Annotated in this window: 15 protein-coding genes; 11 read left to right on the top strand and 4 right to left on the bottom strand. The window is 71.1% G+C overall.

Features of this window, described 5'->3' with window-relative positions; translation table 11 throughout:
* Nucleotides 1–16 precede the first annotated feature (16 nt).
* The 3 genes from LXM90_RS24160 to LXM90_RS24170 form a co-directional block, all read right to left on the bottom strand.
* Complete coding sequence (locus LXM90_RS24160; protein ID WP_020095780.1) at nucleotides 17–613, bottom strand: TetR/AcrR family transcriptional regulator; 597 nt, start codon at nucleotides 611–613, stop codon at nucleotides 17–19.
* A gap of 273 nt (nucleotides 614–886) precedes the next feature.
* Complete coding sequence (locus LXM90_RS24165) at nucleotides 887–2,287, bottom strand: sensor histidine kinase (RefSeq protein WP_020095781.1); 1,401 nt, start codon at nucleotides 2,285–2,287, stop codon at nucleotides 887–889.
* Entirely contained in the window at nucleotides 2,284–2,949 is a 666-nt protein-coding gene (locus tag LXM90_RS24170; RefSeq protein WP_020095782.1) for a response regulator, read from the bottom strand. Before LXM90_RS24170 ends, LXM90_RS24165 begins: the two co-directional genes overlap by 4 nt.
* 116 nt (nucleotides 2,950–3,065) lie before the next feature.
* On the opposite strand from LXM90_RS24170, the gene LXM90_RS24175 reads away from it, so the two are divergent.
* Together LXM90_RS24175 and LXM90_RS24180 are read left to right on the top strand one after the other, a co-directional pair.
* Nucleotides 3,066–4,142 carry an ABC transporter substrate-binding protein gene (locus tag LXM90_RS24175; protein WP_020095783.1) on the top strand — a complete coding sequence of 359 codons (1,077 nt, stop codon included), beginning with the start codon at nucleotides 3,066–3,068 and terminating at the stop codon, nucleotides 4,140–4,142.
* Nucleotides 4,143–4,334: 192 nt separating this feature from the next.
* On the top strand, nucleotides 4,335–5,627 hold the full coding sequence (locus LXM90_RS24180; protein ID WP_020095784.1) for an MFS transporter: 1,293 nt from the start codon (nucleotides 4,335–4,337) through the stop codon (nucleotides 5,625–5,627).
* A gap of 158 nt (nucleotides 5,628–5,785) precedes the next feature.
* Here LXM90_RS24180 and LXM90_RS24185 read toward each other — a convergent pair whose 3' ends face one another.
* Entirely contained in the window at nucleotides 5,786–6,574 is a 789-nt protein-coding gene (locus LXM90_RS24185) for a GntR family transcriptional regulator (protein WP_026605337.1), read from the bottom strand.
* A gap of 163 nt (nucleotides 6,575–6,737) precedes the next feature.
* Between LXM90_RS24185 and LXM90_RS24190 the strand changes: the two genes are divergently transcribed.
* The 9 genes from LXM90_RS24190 to LXM90_RS24230 all read left to right on the top strand — a co-directional run bounded on the left by LXM90_RS24190 (nucleotide 6,738) and on the right by LXM90_RS24230 (nucleotide 14,753).
* Nucleotides 6,738–8,162: an MFS transporter gene (locus tag LXM90_RS24190; protein WP_026605338.1), complete on the top strand. Its 1,425-nt coding sequence runs from the start codon at nucleotides 6,738–6,740 to the stop codon at nucleotides 8,160–8,162.
* 135 nt (nucleotides 8,163–8,297) lie between these two features.
* Entirely contained in the window at nucleotides 8,298–9,089 is a 792-nt protein-coding gene (locus LXM90_RS24195; protein ID WP_020095787.1) for a sterol desaturase family protein, read from the top strand.
* A gap of 50 nt (nucleotides 9,090–9,139) precedes the next feature.
* Nucleotides 9,140–9,529, top strand: coding sequence for a hypothetical protein (locus LXM90_RS24200; protein WP_020095788.1), 390 nt, complete (start codon nucleotides 9,140–9,142; stop codon nucleotides 9,527–9,529).
* A 28-nt stretch (nucleotides 9,530–9,557) separates the two neighbouring features.
* Nucleotides 9,558–9,773, top strand: a complete 216-nt coding sequence (locus LXM90_RS24205) for a hypothetical protein (protein ID WP_020095789.1) — start codon at nucleotides 9,558–9,560, stop codon at nucleotides 9,771–9,773.
* Nucleotides 9,773–10,093 carry a DUF6166 domain-containing protein gene (locus LXM90_RS24210; RefSeq protein WP_020095790.1) on the top strand — a complete coding sequence of 107 codons (321 nt, stop codon included), beginning with the start codon at nucleotides 9,773–9,775 and terminating at the stop codon, nucleotides 10,091–10,093. The genes LXM90_RS24205 and LXM90_RS24210 overlap by 1 nt, the downstream gene beginning before the upstream one ends.
* A gap of 153 nt (nucleotides 10,094–10,246) precedes the next feature.
* Nucleotides 10,247–11,536: a cystathionine gamma-synthase family protein gene (locus LXM90_RS24215; protein ID WP_020095791.1), complete on the top strand. Its 1,290-nt coding sequence runs from the start codon at nucleotides 10,247–10,249 to the stop codon at nucleotides 11,534–11,536.
* Between the two features lie 237 nt (nucleotides 11,537–11,773).
* Complete coding sequence (locus tag LXM90_RS24220; protein ID WP_020095792.1) at nucleotides 11,774–13,066, top strand: YjgN family protein; 1,293 nt, start codon at nucleotides 11,774–11,776, stop codon at nucleotides 13,064–13,066.
* A gap of 3 nt (nucleotides 13,067–13,069) precedes the next feature.
* The gene (locus LXM90_RS24225; protein ID WP_020095793.1) at nucleotides 13,070–14,206 is read left to right on the top strand and encodes a M48 family metallopeptidase; all 1,137 of its coding nucleotides are present in this window, start codon (nucleotides 13,070–13,072) and stop codon (nucleotides 14,204–14,206) included.
* Between the two features lie 175 nt (nucleotides 14,207–14,381).
* On the top strand, nucleotides 14,382–14,753 hold the full coding sequence (locus tag LXM90_RS24230) for a DUF971 domain-containing protein (RefSeq protein ID WP_020095794.1): 372 nt from the start codon (nucleotides 14,382–14,384) through the stop codon (nucleotides 14,751–14,753).
* The last annotated feature ends 15 nt before the right edge of the window (nucleotides 14,754–14,768 follow it).

Consider the following 14,768-nt stretch of genomic DNA (forward strand, 5'->3'; position numbering starts at 1 on the left):
AGGTCGATCCCATGGCTCAGTCCCGGTCGCCGCCCGGGTGCGCGGACGGTTCAGCCAATGTCATCGCGACGAGGCGGTCGCGGAGCGCGTCGAGGGCAGGGACCGGGTCGCTCGGCTTCTCGCGCACGAGGTAGGCGAGCCACGCGCCGTCGGCGGCGAGCCGGACGAACTCGAGGTCGGCACTCCCGTCGGTGTCGCGGTGGCGGTGCAGGCGTTCCGCGAACCAGGCCGACACCATGCGGCGCAGGGGCGGCTCGGCGAGGATCGAGATGTGGAGAGCGGCCCACTGGCTGCCCTCGGTCATCATCGGGTCGTGCAGCGTGATGTCGACGTAGGCGCGGGTGTACCGGCCGTACGGCCGGGGATCCTTCGCCATCGCCGCGTCGATCTCCGCGTCGAGCTGCGCGATCAGGTCGGCGACGACGCCCTCGACCAGGGCCTGCTTGCTCGGGAAGTGGTGGAACAGGGCCCCTTTGGTCACCCCGGCGGCGTGGCAGACCGCCTGCACGGTGACGGCGGACAGGCCCTGTTCCAGGGCGAGCTTGGCTGCGCAATCGAGCAGCGCGCGCCGGACGAGCTCGGGCCGCTTCTTGCGATGATAGGCGGTCGCCATGGCCCCTTCCCAGGAGTGACGGGAATCGTCCCCGCCTCGAAGATACCTACCGTGCGGTATCTTTCAAGTGCCGTGATCGGATGACGTGTCCGAGACGCCGGCGCGCAGGTGCGCAGCTCCCCGCCGGCTTCGGCTTACCGGAGGGCGTCGGCCTGTTCCGACCGGGCACGAGAGCAGGCCGGTGCAGATCCGAGCCGGCAACCACGGCGAAGGCGACCCGGGTCGGGCGGCCGGACAAGGCCGAACGCACCGGACCGTCGTCCCGCGCAGCGACTACGGCGCGCGGAAGCTCGCCCGCGCGAGCAGTCCCGATCCGCCTGCGCGGGAACCGAGCGTGACCGCCCCGCCGATCCGGTCCGCGAGGGCTCGGACGATCGCGAGCCCGAGGCCGCTGCCGTCAGGACCGTCTCGCGTCGCGACACGGTAGAATCGCTCGAAGACCTTCTCGCGCACCTCCGGCGGTATGCCCGGGCCCTCGTCCTCGACGTCCAGGCAGGCGCCCGTCTCCGTGCGCCGGACACGGACGACGGTGGTGCCTTCGGGACGGTTGTAGCGGATCGCGTTGTCCACGAGATTGGTGAGGATCTCGCCGACGATGAACGCATCGCCCACGACCGGTACCGCGCCGTCGGGGCGATCGAGCACGATCTCGCCCCCGCGCGCGAGGGCGTGGGGCACCTGCTCCGTGACCACGCGGGCCGCGATGTCGTTCAGGTCGGTGATCGCCGCGGCGGCGTCCGTGGCGGCCGCGCCCGCATCGGCGCGGGCGAGCGCGATCAGTTGCGCGAGGAGGCGTTCCAGGCGCCGCGCGGCTCCGTCGATATCGTCGATCGCCGCGGCGTGGGCCGGTTCCCCGGGCGTGAGCCTGCGGAGCAATTCCACGTGCATCCTGAGCACGGCGAGCGGCGTCCGCAGCTGGTGCGAGGCGTCCGACGTGAAGGTGCGCTCCCCCGCGATCGCCTGCTCCAGGCGCTCGAGCAGCGTGTTGAGGGCGAGCACCGGGGCCAGCGCCTCGCGGGGCACCCCGGCCACGTCCAGCGGCTGCAGGTTGATCGCGCCCGGGACCGCCCGCCGGTCGATCGCGTCGCTCAGCCGGGTCAGCGGCCTCAGGCTGCTGTCGATGCTGTACCACGACAGGGCCCCGATCAGGCCCATCAGCCCCAGCTCGGCCAGTGCGAGCCCGGCGAGCAGGCGTCGCTCTAGGCCCTGGCGGGCCTCGCGCGTCTCGGCGACCTGCACGAGGACCGGGTCCGGCTTCCCGTAGACCCGCCGGGCCTGGGCGGCGATCCGCACGGCCGCCCCGCGGACGATGCCGTCGCGATGGTTCGTCACCCCGAGCGGGAGCGTATCGACGTCCAGGCCCGGGAGGTCGCGATAGCCGGTCACCAGCGCCCCGCCGTAGGTGACGCTGTAGTAGATCCGGTCCTGCGCCTGGCTCTCCAGCATCCCGAGGGCGACGCGGGGCAGGTCGACCGACACCTCGCCGTCCTCCACGGTCAGCCGCTCGGCGATCGCCAGGACGGACCCGTCGAGCAGGCGGTCGTGCGTCGTCTCCACGACGTTCCGGATCACGAGCGCGCCGACGAAGCCCAGCAGCAGCGCGAGCGCCAGGGCCGGGAGCAGCATGCGGACGAGCAGGCGCCGCCGGATCGAGGGCGCGCGCGGCCGGGTCACACCGGCATCAGCAGGTAGCCGAGGCCGCGGATCGTGCGGATCTCGGGACCGTCCGGCTGCAGCTTCTTCCGCAGGCGGGCGACGTAGAGTTCGAGGGCGTTCGGCGCGACCGCCTCGTCGAAGCCGAAGATCTCGGCGCTGAGCCGTTCCTTCGGGACGGGTTTCCCGGCGCGCGTCATCAGGATGGTCAGGACGGCGAGTTCCCGGCGGCGCAGCGCGACGGGCGCCCCGCCGAGGGTCACGGTGCCCGCGGCCCGGTCGAGCTCCAGCGCGCCGCAGCGCAGGACCGGGTTCGGCACCGCCTGCCCGCGGCGGACGAGCGCCCGCACCCGCGCCTCGAACTCGGCGAGGTCGAACGGCTTGAGCAGGTAATCGTCCGCCCCGAGATCGAGCCCGCGGACGCGGTCGCTGATGGCGTCGCGCGCGGTCAGGATCATGACCGGAACGGTCGAGCCGGCCGCCCGGACGGCCTTGAGGACCTCGAAGCCCGGCAGACCCGGCAGGCCGAGGTCCAGGACGATGAGGCTGTAGGGTTCGCTCAGCGCGAGCTGCACCGCGTCCGCTCCGTCCGCCTCGTGGTCGACGGCGTATCCGCCGTGCCGGAGGGCGGCGACGAGGCCGCGCGCCAGGGCGGCATCGTCCTCGACGACCAGAACGCGCATGCTCCTCCCGTCATCGATCGTGTTGGCCGAAGCGGTCCTCCGAGTTTAGCATTCCCGCCCGGTCTCTGCACGGCGAAGCTGCGGGGACTCCCGCGGCTCTCGAAGGGCAGACCCTGGTGCGCGCTCCCGCTGTCGTCGGCCTCGTCCTGCTGCTGATGGCCGGTCCGGGCCCGGCCTCGGCACAGGTCGAACCATCTCCGACGGCCGAGGGGACCGGGTCCGCCGCGGCCCGCGGCGCGACCGTCGTGGTCGTGCGGGCGACGACCGACGAGGCCGAGGTCGCCGACCTCCTCGCGGGCTTCCGCGAGGCCCATCCCGGCGTGGCGGTCTCCTACACCAAGATGAATTCCGCGACCCTGTACGACGGCTTCGTGGAGGAGGCCGCGGCCGGCGCGGTCGAGGCGGACATCGTGTGGAGTTCCGCCATGGATCGCCAGATCAAGCTGGTGAACGACGGCTACGCCGCCCACTACGCGTCCCCCGAGGCGGCCTCCCTGCCGGCCTGGGCCGTGTGGCGCAACGAGGCGTTCGGCGTCACGGCCGAGCCGATCGCCATCGCCTACAACAGGACGCTCCTCCCGCCGGAGCAGGTTCCCCAGACCCGCGCCGACCTGATCCGAGCCCTGACGGACCACCCCGAGACGTGGCAGGGGAAGGTCGCCGCCTACGATCCGGAGCGGAGCGGCGTCGGCTCGCTCATCCTCGCGCAGGACGCGGACGTGACGCCCCGGACGTGGGACCTCGTCTCAGCCCTCGGGCAGGCCGGCGTGAAGCTCTACACCCGGACGGAGACCATGCTCGACCGCATCGCCGCGGGCGAGGCCGTCCTCGCCTACGGCGTGTTCGGCGCCTACGCCCTCGAGCGGGCCCGGCACGATCCGGCGATCGGCCTCGTGCTGCCCACGGACTACACGCTCCTCGTCTCGCGGATCGCCTTCATCGCGAAGGACGCGCCGCATCCCGTCGCAGCCCGCATGTTCCTCGACTACATGCTCTCCCGCGAGGGGCAGGCGCGGCTCGCCGCCCGGTCGCTCACGCCGGCCCGGACGGATGCCCGCCGGGCCGACGACCCGGTCGCGTCCGCCACGGCCCTGCGGCCGGTCCCGGTCGGGCCGGAGCTGCTGGCCAATCTCGACCAGATCCGGCACGCCCGCATGCTGCGGCGCTGGCGGCGCGCCATGGAAGGCCGCTGAGACCGGGTCCCGCGACAGCTTCGTGACAGGTTGACCGGCGTATAGCGGCGTCAAGCGCTGCGAAGTCGGCGCGAATACATGGGAGGATTGGTTTGCGGCTGCAGCCCGATCGCCACGAGCGATCGTCAGCCGTTCAGAACCGACGCTTCCCTCGTGCGGTTGCGACCGCTCCGGCGCCTGAGGGAGACAGCAATGATACAGGCCCATCCGTCGAGTTCCAAAGTCGCCACGGTCCTGCGCGTGACCAGCGGCAACTTCCTGGAGATGTTCGACTTCTTCCTGTTCGGCTTCTACGCCACCTACATCTCCAAGACCTTCTTCCCGGTCGGCAACGAGTTCGCCTCGCTGATGCTGACCTTCGTGACGTTCGGCGCCGGCTTCCTGATGCGGCCCCTCGGCGCGATCTTCCTCGGCGCCTACGTGGACAGTATCGGCCGCCGGAAGGGGCTGATCGTCACGCTCGGCATCATGGCGGCCGGCACGATCCTGATCGCCTTCGTCCCCGGCTACGGCACGATCGGCCTGTTCGCGCCCTTCCTGGTCCTCGTCGGGCGCCTGCTGCAGGGCTTCTCGGCCGGCGTCGAGCTCGGCGGCGTCTCCGTCTACCTGTCGGAGATGGCCACCCCCGGCAACAAGGGCTTCTACGTGTCCTGGCAATCCGGCAGCCAGCAGGTCGCGGTCATGTTCGCCGCCGTGATCGGCTACATCCTCAACCACGCCCTCTCTCTCGCCGACATGAACGACTGGGGCTGGCGGATCCCGTTCTTCATCGGCTGCGCGATCGTGCCGTTCCTGTTCTACATCCGGCGGTCGCTGGAGGAGACGGAGGAGTTCCTGAAGCGCAAGCACCGCCCCTCCATGAAGGAGGTGTTCGGCTCGCTCGCCAGCAACTGGCAGATCGTGCTGCTCGGCATGCTGCTCGTCGGCATGACCACGATCTCGTTCTACACGATCACCGTCTACACCCCGACCTTCGGCAAGGCCGTGCTCAAGCTGTCCGACACCGACAGCCTTCTCGTGACCTTCTGCACCGCGCTGTCGAACCTGTTCTGGCTGCCGGTCATGGGGGCCCTGTCCGACCGGATCGGGCGCAAGCCGCTCCTGCTGGTGTTCTCGGCGCTGACCCTGCTCACCGCCTACCCGGTGCTGGGCTGGCTCGTGGCCAACCCGAGCTTCGGGAACATGCTGATCGCTCTCCTGTGGCTGTCCTTCCTGTACGGCAGCTACAACGGCGCGATGGTGGTCGCGCTGACCGAGGTGATCCCGGCGAGCGTGCGCACGGCCGGCTTCTCCCTCGCCTACTCGCTGGCGACGGCACTCCTCGGCGGCTTCACGCCCCTCGTCTCCACGTGGCTCATCGAGGCCACGGGCAACCGCGCGGCCCCCGGGCTGTGGATGGCCTTCGGCGGGGCGTGCGGCCTCGTCGCCACGCTCCTGATCTACCGCCGCGCGACCCAGCCGGTCGCTCTGGGAGCCCCCGCGTGACCGGCTCGCCGGGAGCACCCCGCCTCGGAGACTCCGCGCGCGTCGCGTCGTAGGGGTCACGACAGAGGGGCGGCCGGGACTGGATCGCCGGCCGCCGCCCGCCCCTCCCCTGACTGACCGCCGCGCCGACCGCCCGACACGGGTCCCGTCGCGCGACCTCAGAGATCCAACGTCTTGCGGGCGAAGCTCTCGATGTAGTCGACGAGCCTGTCCGACGCGGCGCCGGCAGCCTCGACGTCGCGACGCGCGACCGCCTCGCAGACGTCCGCGTGGAGGTTGGCGGTCAGCGGCAGATCGGCCGCCTGCTTGTAGTGCTGGTACCAGAACCGCCGCGACAGGCCCGCCATGCTCTCCAGCGAGCGCACGGCGAACTCGTTGCGCGAGGCCGTCGCGATCAGCTCGTTGAACTGCCGGTCGAGGCGCATGAACGCCAGATCGTCCGACGCCGCGGCCGCGTCGCGCATGTCCTGCGCGAGCCCCGCGAAGACCTCGCGCTCCTCGCGGGTGGATCGCTCCGCGGCGAGGCGGGCGATCAGGCGCTCCAAGACGCGCCGCGTCTCAAGGAGCCGCAGCTGCGAGCGCACGTTGATGTCCGACACCAGGATGCCGCGCCGCGGCATGACCACGACGAGCCCGTCGCGCGCGAGGCGCTGAAGGGCTTCCCGGATCGGGGTCCGCCCGATCCCGAGCCGTTGGACCAGGTTCTGCTCGCCGAGCACGAGGCCGGGCGGGAGCACCAGGGTCGTGATCATCTCTTCCAGCTGCTGGTAGGCCCGGTCGGTCAGCGTCAGGTCGGGCAGATCGTCGTTGCCGCCCGCGGCATAAGAGGCCCCCTGGGAGGCCTCCTGTGGGGCCTCCTGGGACGCCCCTTTCACGGCCTTCCGCGCCCGCTTGCGGCCCGGCTCGGCGGCGCGGACGGACGTCGTCTTCCCGGTCACGAAGTTCATGGACGACACCCCCGCCACGGCCGGGCCCGCACACCACGCCGCGATCCGCGTGCATGGGGCGGGCCCGCGCACCGCGCAAGGGCATACGTCTGATATATCTTGCGCATCTTAGTAATATCCTGCATGACGACTCGCCGCATATAACTGCGAGGGAGGTTGAGCCATGGCAGGGCCTGTAGCGATTTCCGCCGGCGACGTGCTGCCGGACCGGGTGACCGCGGACGCCACCGCTCGCGCCGCGGTCGGGTCGGGCGCGCTGATCGCGGCGCGCCTCGAGCGGCTGCCGATGACCGCCTTCCAGCGCAACATCTTCCTCATCATCGCCACGGCGTGGTTCTTCGATTCGATCGATCTCGGCTCGCTCACCTTCCTCCTCGGATCGATCAAGACCGAGTTCGGCCTGACGACCGCCCAGGCGGGACTGCTCTCGAGCATGAGCTTCATCGGCATGTTCGCGGGCGCGGCCCTGTCGGGCATGCTCGCCGACCGGTTCGGGCGGAAGGTGGTCTTCCAGATCAGCATGGTGTTCTGGGGGCTCGGCAGCCTCTGGTGCGCCTACGCCCCGGACGCGACGATGCTGGGCTATGCCCGCCTGCTGCTCGGCTTCGGCATGGGCATGGAGTTCCCGGTGGCGCTCGCCATCGTCTCGGAGTTCCTGCCGACCGCCAAGCGCGGCCGCTACCTCGCCATCATGGAAGGGTTCTGGCCGCTCGGCTTCATCGCGGCCGGCTGCCTCAGCTACGTGCTGCTCAGCTATTTCGACTGGCGCGCTGTCTTCCTCGCGCAGGCCGTGCCGGCGCTGTTCCTGTTCGTGATCCGCTTCCTCGTGCCGGAATCGCCCCGCTGGCTCGCCGACCGCGGCCGGCACGCGGAGGCGGACCGGGTGATGGCGCAGATCGAGCGGCAGGTCGCCCTGCGCCTCGACGGGCGTCCGCTTCCGGAGCCGACCGTCCTGCCCGAGCCGGCGCGGGGTGAGCGGCGCTTCTCGTTCCTCGAACTCTGGAGCCCCGGCTACGCCAGCCGGACGGTGATGATCTGGCTGACGTGGTTCTTCGCCCTGCTGGGCTTCTACGGCCTCACCACCTGGCTCGGCGCGCTCCTGCAGGAGGCCGGCTACAGCGTCGCCAAGTCGGTCACCTACACGATCCTGATCTCGCTCGCGGGCGTGCCGGGCTTCATCGCCTCGGCGATCCTCGTCGAGCGCTGGGGCCGCAAGCCCACCGCGGTCCTTATGCTCCTGGGCAGCGCCGTCGCCGCCTACCTGTACGGTCACTCGCCGTCGTTCGGCTGGCTCATCGCCTACGGGCTGATGATGCAGTTCTTCCTGTTCGGCATGTGGTCGGTGCTCTACGCCTACACGCCCGAACTCTACCCGACGCGGGCGCGCGCCACCGGGGCCGGCTGCGCCTCGGCCATCGGCCGCGTGGGCTCGCTCATCGGACCCTTCGCCATCGGCCTGATCTTGCCGGTGCTCGGCCACGGCGGCGTCTTCGCCCTGGGCGCCGGCTCGTTCGTCATCGCCGCCGCGAGCGTCGGGTTCCTCGGCATCGAGACCAAGGGCAAGTCCCTGGAAGCCATCTCGCACTGACCGGACCGGCCCCGACCGGACGGTGGCGACGTCGCCGCCCGGTCAGGTTGACAACTGATATATCAACGGTATCTCTAATCTAGCAGATCTCGGTGGGGGCGCGGCGTCACCCCCATCCCAGCGAGGAGGCGCATCATGGAACTCGCCAACACCCGCATGAGCGAGCGGCAGCGGAACTACCGCGCCAATTACCGCCAGCGCGTGGCCGGCTGGTACAACGGCTTCCTGCACATCGCGATCATCTACACGATCGGCCTCACGGCCCTGTACATCTACGTCTCGAACATCCACGCGCCGAGCTGGATCGAGCTCGCGACGGTCCCGGTCGTGTTCCTGTTCTGCAATTTCTTCGAGTGGTGGCTCCACCGCTACGTGATGCACCGGCCGCAGAGCAATCCGATCGGGCGGGCCGTCTACAATCGGCACACGCTGCAGCATCACCAGTTCTTCACCGACCACGAGATGCGCTTCGCCGACCACCGGGACTACCGGGTGACGTTCTTCCCGCCCTACGCGCTGGCGACGTTCACGCTGATGTCGATCCCCGGCGCCGTCGTGCTCGGCAACATCTTCACGCCCAATGTCGGGTGGCTGTTCATCACCACGACGACCAGCATCTACATGATCTACGAGTTCATGCACTTCTGCTGCCACGTCGAGGAGAACTGGTTCGTCCGCAACATGCCGTTCATCAACACGAACCGGCGGCACCACACGGCCCATCACGACCAATCGATCATGATGGAGCGGAACATGAACCTGACCTTCCCGATCATGGACTGGCTGTTCGGCACCTCGGACCTGAACCGCGGTCTCATCGGGACGCTCTTCAACGGCTACGACACGCGCCACGTGAAGAACGACATGCGCAAGACCGCGCGCACGCCCGGTGCCCCCGAGCCCCGGGCCATGCAGGCCGCCGAGTGACCCGCCGCGCAACCCGCCGCCTAGACTGACGAGCAGCTCGGAACGCCGCCATGGACATGATCGAACCGAACGTCGCCGCGCTCGCGTGGTTCGCCCTCTTCGCCGGGGTCGCCTGCACCGGCTTCTACGTGCTGGCCGGGATGTTCCCGCTGGAGACCCGCCCCGACCTGAGGGCGCGCCCCCTCGGCCTCGCGCTGATCGCGGCCAACGTCCTCCTGCTCGCGGCGCTGACCGGCGGGATGCTCGCCTACGGAGCCGCCGAACTCCGCTGGTCGAGCCTCGTGATCGTGGGCGGCTTCGCCATCCTGTTCGCGCCCGGCCTGTTCAACGTCTGGCCCCAGCGCTGGCGCGACGGCGTCGCGGGCCTGGCGATCGTGCTCGCCGCCCTCTGCGGCGCCCTCGGCCTGCTGCAGCAGGTCGGCACCGTCTTCGTCCTCTGACCCGCACGCGCGATCCGGGAGGGATCCCATGCCGTTTCCGATCAAGTTCGGCCTGTCGGTCGCCGTCGCGCTCGCGGCGCTCGCCGGCTGGTTCTACATGGGCCATCTCGGCCAGACCGGGCCGCGCTGGGCCGTGGCCTTCCTCGGCCCGTTCATGGTGGTCAGCCTCTGGATCTTCCCCGAGGTGATGCGCAACCGCTCCGACGGCCGCACCCCGCGCCACCGGATCCGGGAGGCGCGGTGATGGACAAGGTCTATGCCGGGGACCGGACGATCGACGGGATCGTCGTCACGGTGAACGGGGCGCCGCTGCCGGATCGGGCCGAGGCCAAGTGCTACTCCCGGAACGGCTTCGAGTGGAGCTACGAGGGTCCCGAGCCCTCGCAGCTCGCCTACGCGATCCTGGTGGATCATCTCGGCGACGCGGCGGAGGCGGAGCGCCTGCAACCGCGCTTCATGCGCGGCGTCGTGGCCAACTTCCAGAACGAGTGGGAGATGACGACGGCCGACGTCGCCCGCGTCCTGGAGCGCCTGGATTCGGGCGGCGCGGCGCGGTCCGGCTGAGACTTGCAGCGCCCTCCGCCGCGGCGCGTCGGGACCGCGGCGGCGTTCCGTAGCGGCCCTGCCTGTGCCATGCTCCCGCGTCCGGAACCCCGGAGTCAGAGCGCAACCGGGCTGCCCAGCCCCGGGCTGGGGGCCTGTCGGAGCGAGGCCAGCATGTCCGACGACCGCTACCACCGGAAGGCGCTCGGCGACCGCCCGCTCCGTCCCGAGACGCTGATGCTCGGCTACGGCTACGACCCGGCCCTGTCCGAGGGCGCGGTGAAGCCGCCGGTCTTCCTGACATCGACCTTCGTGTTCACCTCGGCCGAGCACGGCAAAGCCTTCTTCGACTACGTCTCGGGACGGCGCGAACCGCCGGTCGGCGAGGCGGCGGGGTTGGTCTACTCGCGCTTCAATCACCCGAACAGCGAGATCGTCGAGGACCGGCTGGCCGTCTTCGAGGAGGCCGAGGCCGCGCTGGTCTTCTCCTCCGGCATGTCGGCGATCGCCACCACGATCCTGGCCTTCGCGCGGCCCGGCGACGCGATCCTGCACTCGCAACCCCTGTACGGCGGCACCGAGACCCTGATTGCCAAGACCCTGGCCGGGTTCGGCATCGCGCCGTTCGGGTTCTCCGACGGCACCGATCCGGCGAGCGTGCGCGCCGCGGCCGACCGCGCGGCGGGCGCGGGACGCGTCAGCGTCGTCATGGTCGAGACCCCCTCGAACCCGCTCAACACCCTCGTCGACCTCGGCCTCGTCCGGGCGGTCGCCGAGGAGATCGGCGCCCGGCAGGGCGGCGAGGCGCCGGTCGTCGTCTGCGACAACACCCTGCTCGGGCCCCTCTTCCAGCACCCGCTGCGCGAAGGCGCCGACATCTCGGTCTACTCCCTGACGAAGTATGTCGGCGGCCACTCCGACCTGATCGCCGGCGCCGCCCTCGGCTCGGCGGCGCGGATGAAGCCGGTGCGGCTTCTGCGCTCGGCGATCGGGACCGGTCTCGACCCGCATTCCTGCTGGATGCTCGGGCGCTCGCTCGAGACCCTGTCGCTGCGGATGAGCGCCGCCAACCGCAACGGCGAGATCGTCGGCCGGATGCTGGCGGCGCACCCGAAGGTGGCGCGCCTCCACCACCTCGCGCATCTCGAGCCGGGATCGCGGCAGGCGCAGGTCTACGCCAAGCAGTGCGCGGCGCCGGGCTCGACGTTCTCGTTCGACATCGTCGGCGGCGAGGCCGAGGCGTTCCGGGTTCTCAACGGCCTCCAGCTGTTCAAGCTCGCCGTCAGCCTGGGCGGAACCGAGTCGCTCGCCAGCCACCCGGCCTCCACGACCCATTCCGGCGTGCCGAAGGCGGTGCGCGACCGGCTCGGGATCACGGACGCGACCATCCGGGTGTCGATCGGGATCGAGCACCCGGACGATCTGGTCGCCGACCTCGCGGCCGCTCTGTCCGTCCTGGGCTAGGGACGCGCCCAATTGCGGCCGGGCGCGGTGCGCACGCCGTCGAGGCGGCTCGGTCGCATCGCCCGGCAACGCGTGTCCGGCAACCGGAGACCGCGCGTTAACGACGCCCCGCATTTCGAGCGGTCGCTGCACGACATTGGGGGGACGGGACAGAATTGGGGTCGCGCGGAACTGGTCAGCGCAGGCCTTCCTTCCTAGTGTCTGGCCGCGAAACGCGGCGGGACGATCGACGGATCCATGAATTTGGCAACCGGCACCCAGTTCGACACGCGGAGCGGCGCTCCGGGCACGCGCGTTGCCGCCGTGACCTTCGACCCGCGGGTGAAAGGTCTCACCTGGCTGGCGCTGAAGGGCTTTCTGCTCTCGATCGTGACCTTCGGCATCTACAGATTCTGGTACGTCACCAATCTGCGCCGCTTCTTCTGGGAGCGCACCGCGCTCGACGGCTCGCCCGCCGAGTATACCGGCACGGGCAAGGAACTGTTCCTCGGCTTCCTCGTCGCGCTCGCGATCCTCGTGCCGATCTACGTCGCGCTGTTCGCGCTCTCGCTCGTCGCGCCCGCGCTCGCCCCGTTCTCGGTGGTGATCTCCTTCGTGTTCCTGTTCCTGCTGGGACAATTCGCGATCTACCGCGGGCGCCGCTACCGCGCGATGCGGACGCTCTGGCGCGGCATCCGCCTCGGGCAGGACGGCTCGGGCCTCGCCTACGCAGCCCGCGCGGGCGGCTGGTGGCTGCTCACGCTCGTCACCTTCGGCCTGGCCTTCCCGTTCATGCGGGCGAGCCTGGAACGCTACCGCATCGACCACACCCTGGTCGGGACCAGCCGGATGCACTCGACGGCGCGGGGACGCAGCGTGCTCGGCCCCTGGCTGTTGCTGTACGTAATCGGGCTGGGGCCGCTGATCGGGCTCGGCATCGCCCTCCTGGTCGCGACGGATTTCTCGCTGCCCACGGACCTCCTGGTACCGAAGCCCGGCGGCAAGGCCGGCCAGACGATCCTCAACCCCGCCTACGCGGCCTCGAAGATCGGCATTCTCCTCCAGGCGATGGGCTTCGTGGCCGCCATCTGCGTGCCCGCGGCACTGCTCCTGCTCCCGTACTACCGCGCCCGCGAGACGAGGGCGTTCATGGGGGCCGCCAGCCTCGGTCACGCCCGCCTCATCTCGAGCCTGAAGGCGCGGCAGTTCTACTGGCCGTACATCGTCTACATGCTGTCGCTCCTGGGCTTCCTCGTCGTGCTGGGCCTCGTCGCGGCTCTGCTGATCTTCGCCGCACGGGCGGCGGGCGATCTCAGCATGCTCCACTGGCTCGTCGTCGTCATCTACCTGGTCGGCGCGCCGCTCTTCGCGGTGCTCTACGTGCGCGTGGTGCAGGCCCGCCTGTGGGCGGCGGTCGCGACGAGCACGACCGTGACGGATCCCGAAGCCCTGGATGCCGTCCTCGCCTCGTCCCGCGGTGCCGGCAGCGGTCTGCAGGAGGGCCTCGCCGACGCGCTCGACGTCGGAGGCGCGCTCCAGATCGGCTTCTGACGCTTGACCCGCGCTTCCCAGGCGATCGACGCGACGCCGATCGAGGTCGAGGGCCGCTACTTCGACGGCGTCAGCGCGCGGGCACATCCCGTCGCGCTGCGCCTCGACGACCGCTTCCGCGTCTCCGGGCCCGGGATCGCCCAGGACTGGAACCTGCTCGACCTGCGCGCCGCCGTCTCCCTGCCGCCGCTGATGCGGATCGGTCCGGCCGGCGAGCCGGTCCGCGTGGAGTTCTCGGACGCGACGCTCGCCGCCGCGCTCGCGGCGCGCTGCCCGGACCTCCATCGCCGGGAGCGCTCGGGCGGCACGGTGCGGCTCGTGCTCTGGTCTCTCGCGGCCGGTCTCTCGGTCCTGCTCGTGGCGGTCTTCGGCGTCCCGCAGATTGCCGGGCTGCTGGCCCCGCTGGTGCCGGACGCGGCCGAGTCGCGGCTCGGGGCGGTGGCGGAACCGCAGGTCCTGCGCTTCCTCGGCGACCCGCCGGCCTGCGCGGAACCGGCCGGCCGCGCCGCGCTCGACACGCTCGTGGCCCGCCTCGTCGCGGCCGGTCGGGCGGAGGGCTCGCTGCCTCCCGAGGTGGCCGTGAGCGTGCGCCGGCACGGCACGGCCAACGCCTTCGCCCTGCCGGGCGCCCGCGTGATCGTGCTCTCGAGCCTCATCGCGCGGGCGCGCTCGGCCGACGAGGCCGCGGCGGTCCTGGCGCACGAGCTCGGCCACGTCCGCCGACGCGATCCGACCCGCTCCCTCATCCGGGCGTCGGGCACCTCGTTCCTGTTGAGCCTCGTCCTGGGGGACCTGACCGGCTCGACCATCATCATCGCGCTGGGCGACGCGGTGCTCTCGGCCGGCTACAGCCGCGACGCCGAGCGGGCGGCGGACGCCTACGCGGTCGACCTCATGACCCGCGCGGGCGGCAACGGCGCGGCGCTCGCCGACATCCTCGAGCGCATCGCCAAGGACAAGCACGACGGGAAGAGTGACGTGCTGGACCTGCTGCGCAGCCATCCCTTCACGCGCGAGCGCGCCGCCGCGATCCGCGCCCAGGCGGGCTCTGGGGCGGCCGAACGCCAGATCCTGTCCGGCGCCGCCTGGACGGCACTCAGGGGCATCTGCGGGCCCGAGACGAAGACGACCGAGCCGTAGGTCCGGATCACCGGGCGGTCGCTGTCCGCGGGCGGCCGCGGCGGATGGCCCGGCTCCGGTCTCCGAGCCGGTCGGTGTCGCCACGGCCGGCAGCCTGACTGAGATTCTGAGCAACTAATTGCTGTCGGATCGCCCGCCCCTCGGCTTCTGTGACGCCGGCACAGAGGAGGAGCGGATGGCACACCACGCGACCGGGGTTCCGAACCCGCCCCCGTTCGATCCCGAGGCGATCCCGGAGGCCGCCACCCTCGCGCGCGGCGGGACCGGCCTCCGGTTGCAATGGCGCGACGGGCTGACCGCGACGCTGTCGGCGGAGCGGCTGCGGCTGCGCTGCCGCTGCGCGTGGTGCACCCGTGACCGGGTCGAGCGACGCTTACCTCAGGCCGCCGCCGACATCGCCGTCGCGCGGGTCGAACCGATGGGCGGCTACGCCGTCCACATCGCGTTCTCCGACGGCCACGCCCGCGGGATCTTCCCCTGGTCCTACCTGCGCGCCCTCGTCGCCGAGGCCGTCGACGACCCGCCCGACGCCGCGCAGGCCGCCTGACCGCGCGATCCGATC

This window comes from Methylobacterium oryzae, assembly GCF_021398735.1.
Taxonomy (GTDB): domain Bacteria; phylum Pseudomonadota; class Alphaproteobacteria; order Rhizobiales; family Beijerinckiaceae; genus Methylobacterium.

Excerpts from the sequence above, each read along its gene's own strand:
- LXM90_RS24160 (WP_020095780.1), bottom strand. The coding sequence starts at position 613 with ATGGCGACCGCCTATCATCGCAAGAAGCGGCCCGAGCTCGTCCGGCGC.
- LXM90_RS24170 (WP_020095782.1), bottom strand. The coding sequence starts at position 2,949 with ATGCGCGTTCTGGTCGTCGAGGACGATGCCGCCCTGGCGCGCGGCCTC.
- LXM90_RS24180 (WP_020095784.1), top strand. The coding sequence starts at position 4,335 with ATGATACAGGCCCATCCGTCGAGTTCCAAAGTCGCCACGGTCCTGCGC.
- LXM90_RS24185 (WP_026605337.1), bottom strand. The coding sequence starts at position 6,574 with ATGAACTTCGTGACCGGGAAGACGACGTCCGTCCGCGCCGCCGAGCCG.
- LXM90_RS24190 (WP_026605338.1), top strand. The coding sequence starts at position 6,738 with ATGGCAGGGCCTGTAGCGATTTCCGCCGGCGACGTGCTGCCGGACCGG.
- LXM90_RS24195 (WP_020095787.1), top strand. The coding sequence starts at position 8,298 with ATGGAACTCGCCAACACCCGCATGAGCGAGCGGCAGCGGAACTACCGC.
- LXM90_RS24200 (WP_020095788.1), top strand. The coding sequence starts at position 9,140 with ATGGACATGATCGAACCGAACGTCGCCGCGCTCGCGTGGTTCGCCCTC.
- LXM90_RS24205 (WP_020095789.1), top strand. The coding sequence starts at position 9,558 with ATGCCGTTTCCGATCAAGTTCGGCCTGTCGGTCGCCGTCGCGCTCGCG.
- LXM90_RS24210 (WP_020095790.1), top strand. The coding sequence starts at position 9,773 with ATGGACAAGGTCTATGCCGGGGACCGGACGATCGACGGGATCGTCGTC.
- LXM90_RS24215 (WP_020095791.1), top strand. The coding sequence starts at position 10,247 with ATGTCCGACGACCGCTACCACCGGAAGGCGCTCGGCGACCGCCCGCTC.
- LXM90_RS24220 (WP_020095792.1), top strand. The coding sequence starts at position 11,774 with ATGAATTTGGCAACCGGCACCCAGTTCGACACGCGGAGCGGCGCTCCG.
- LXM90_RS24230 (WP_020095794.1), top strand. The coding sequence starts at position 14,382 with ATGGCACACCACGCGACCGGGGTTCCGAACCCGCCCCCGTTCGATCCC.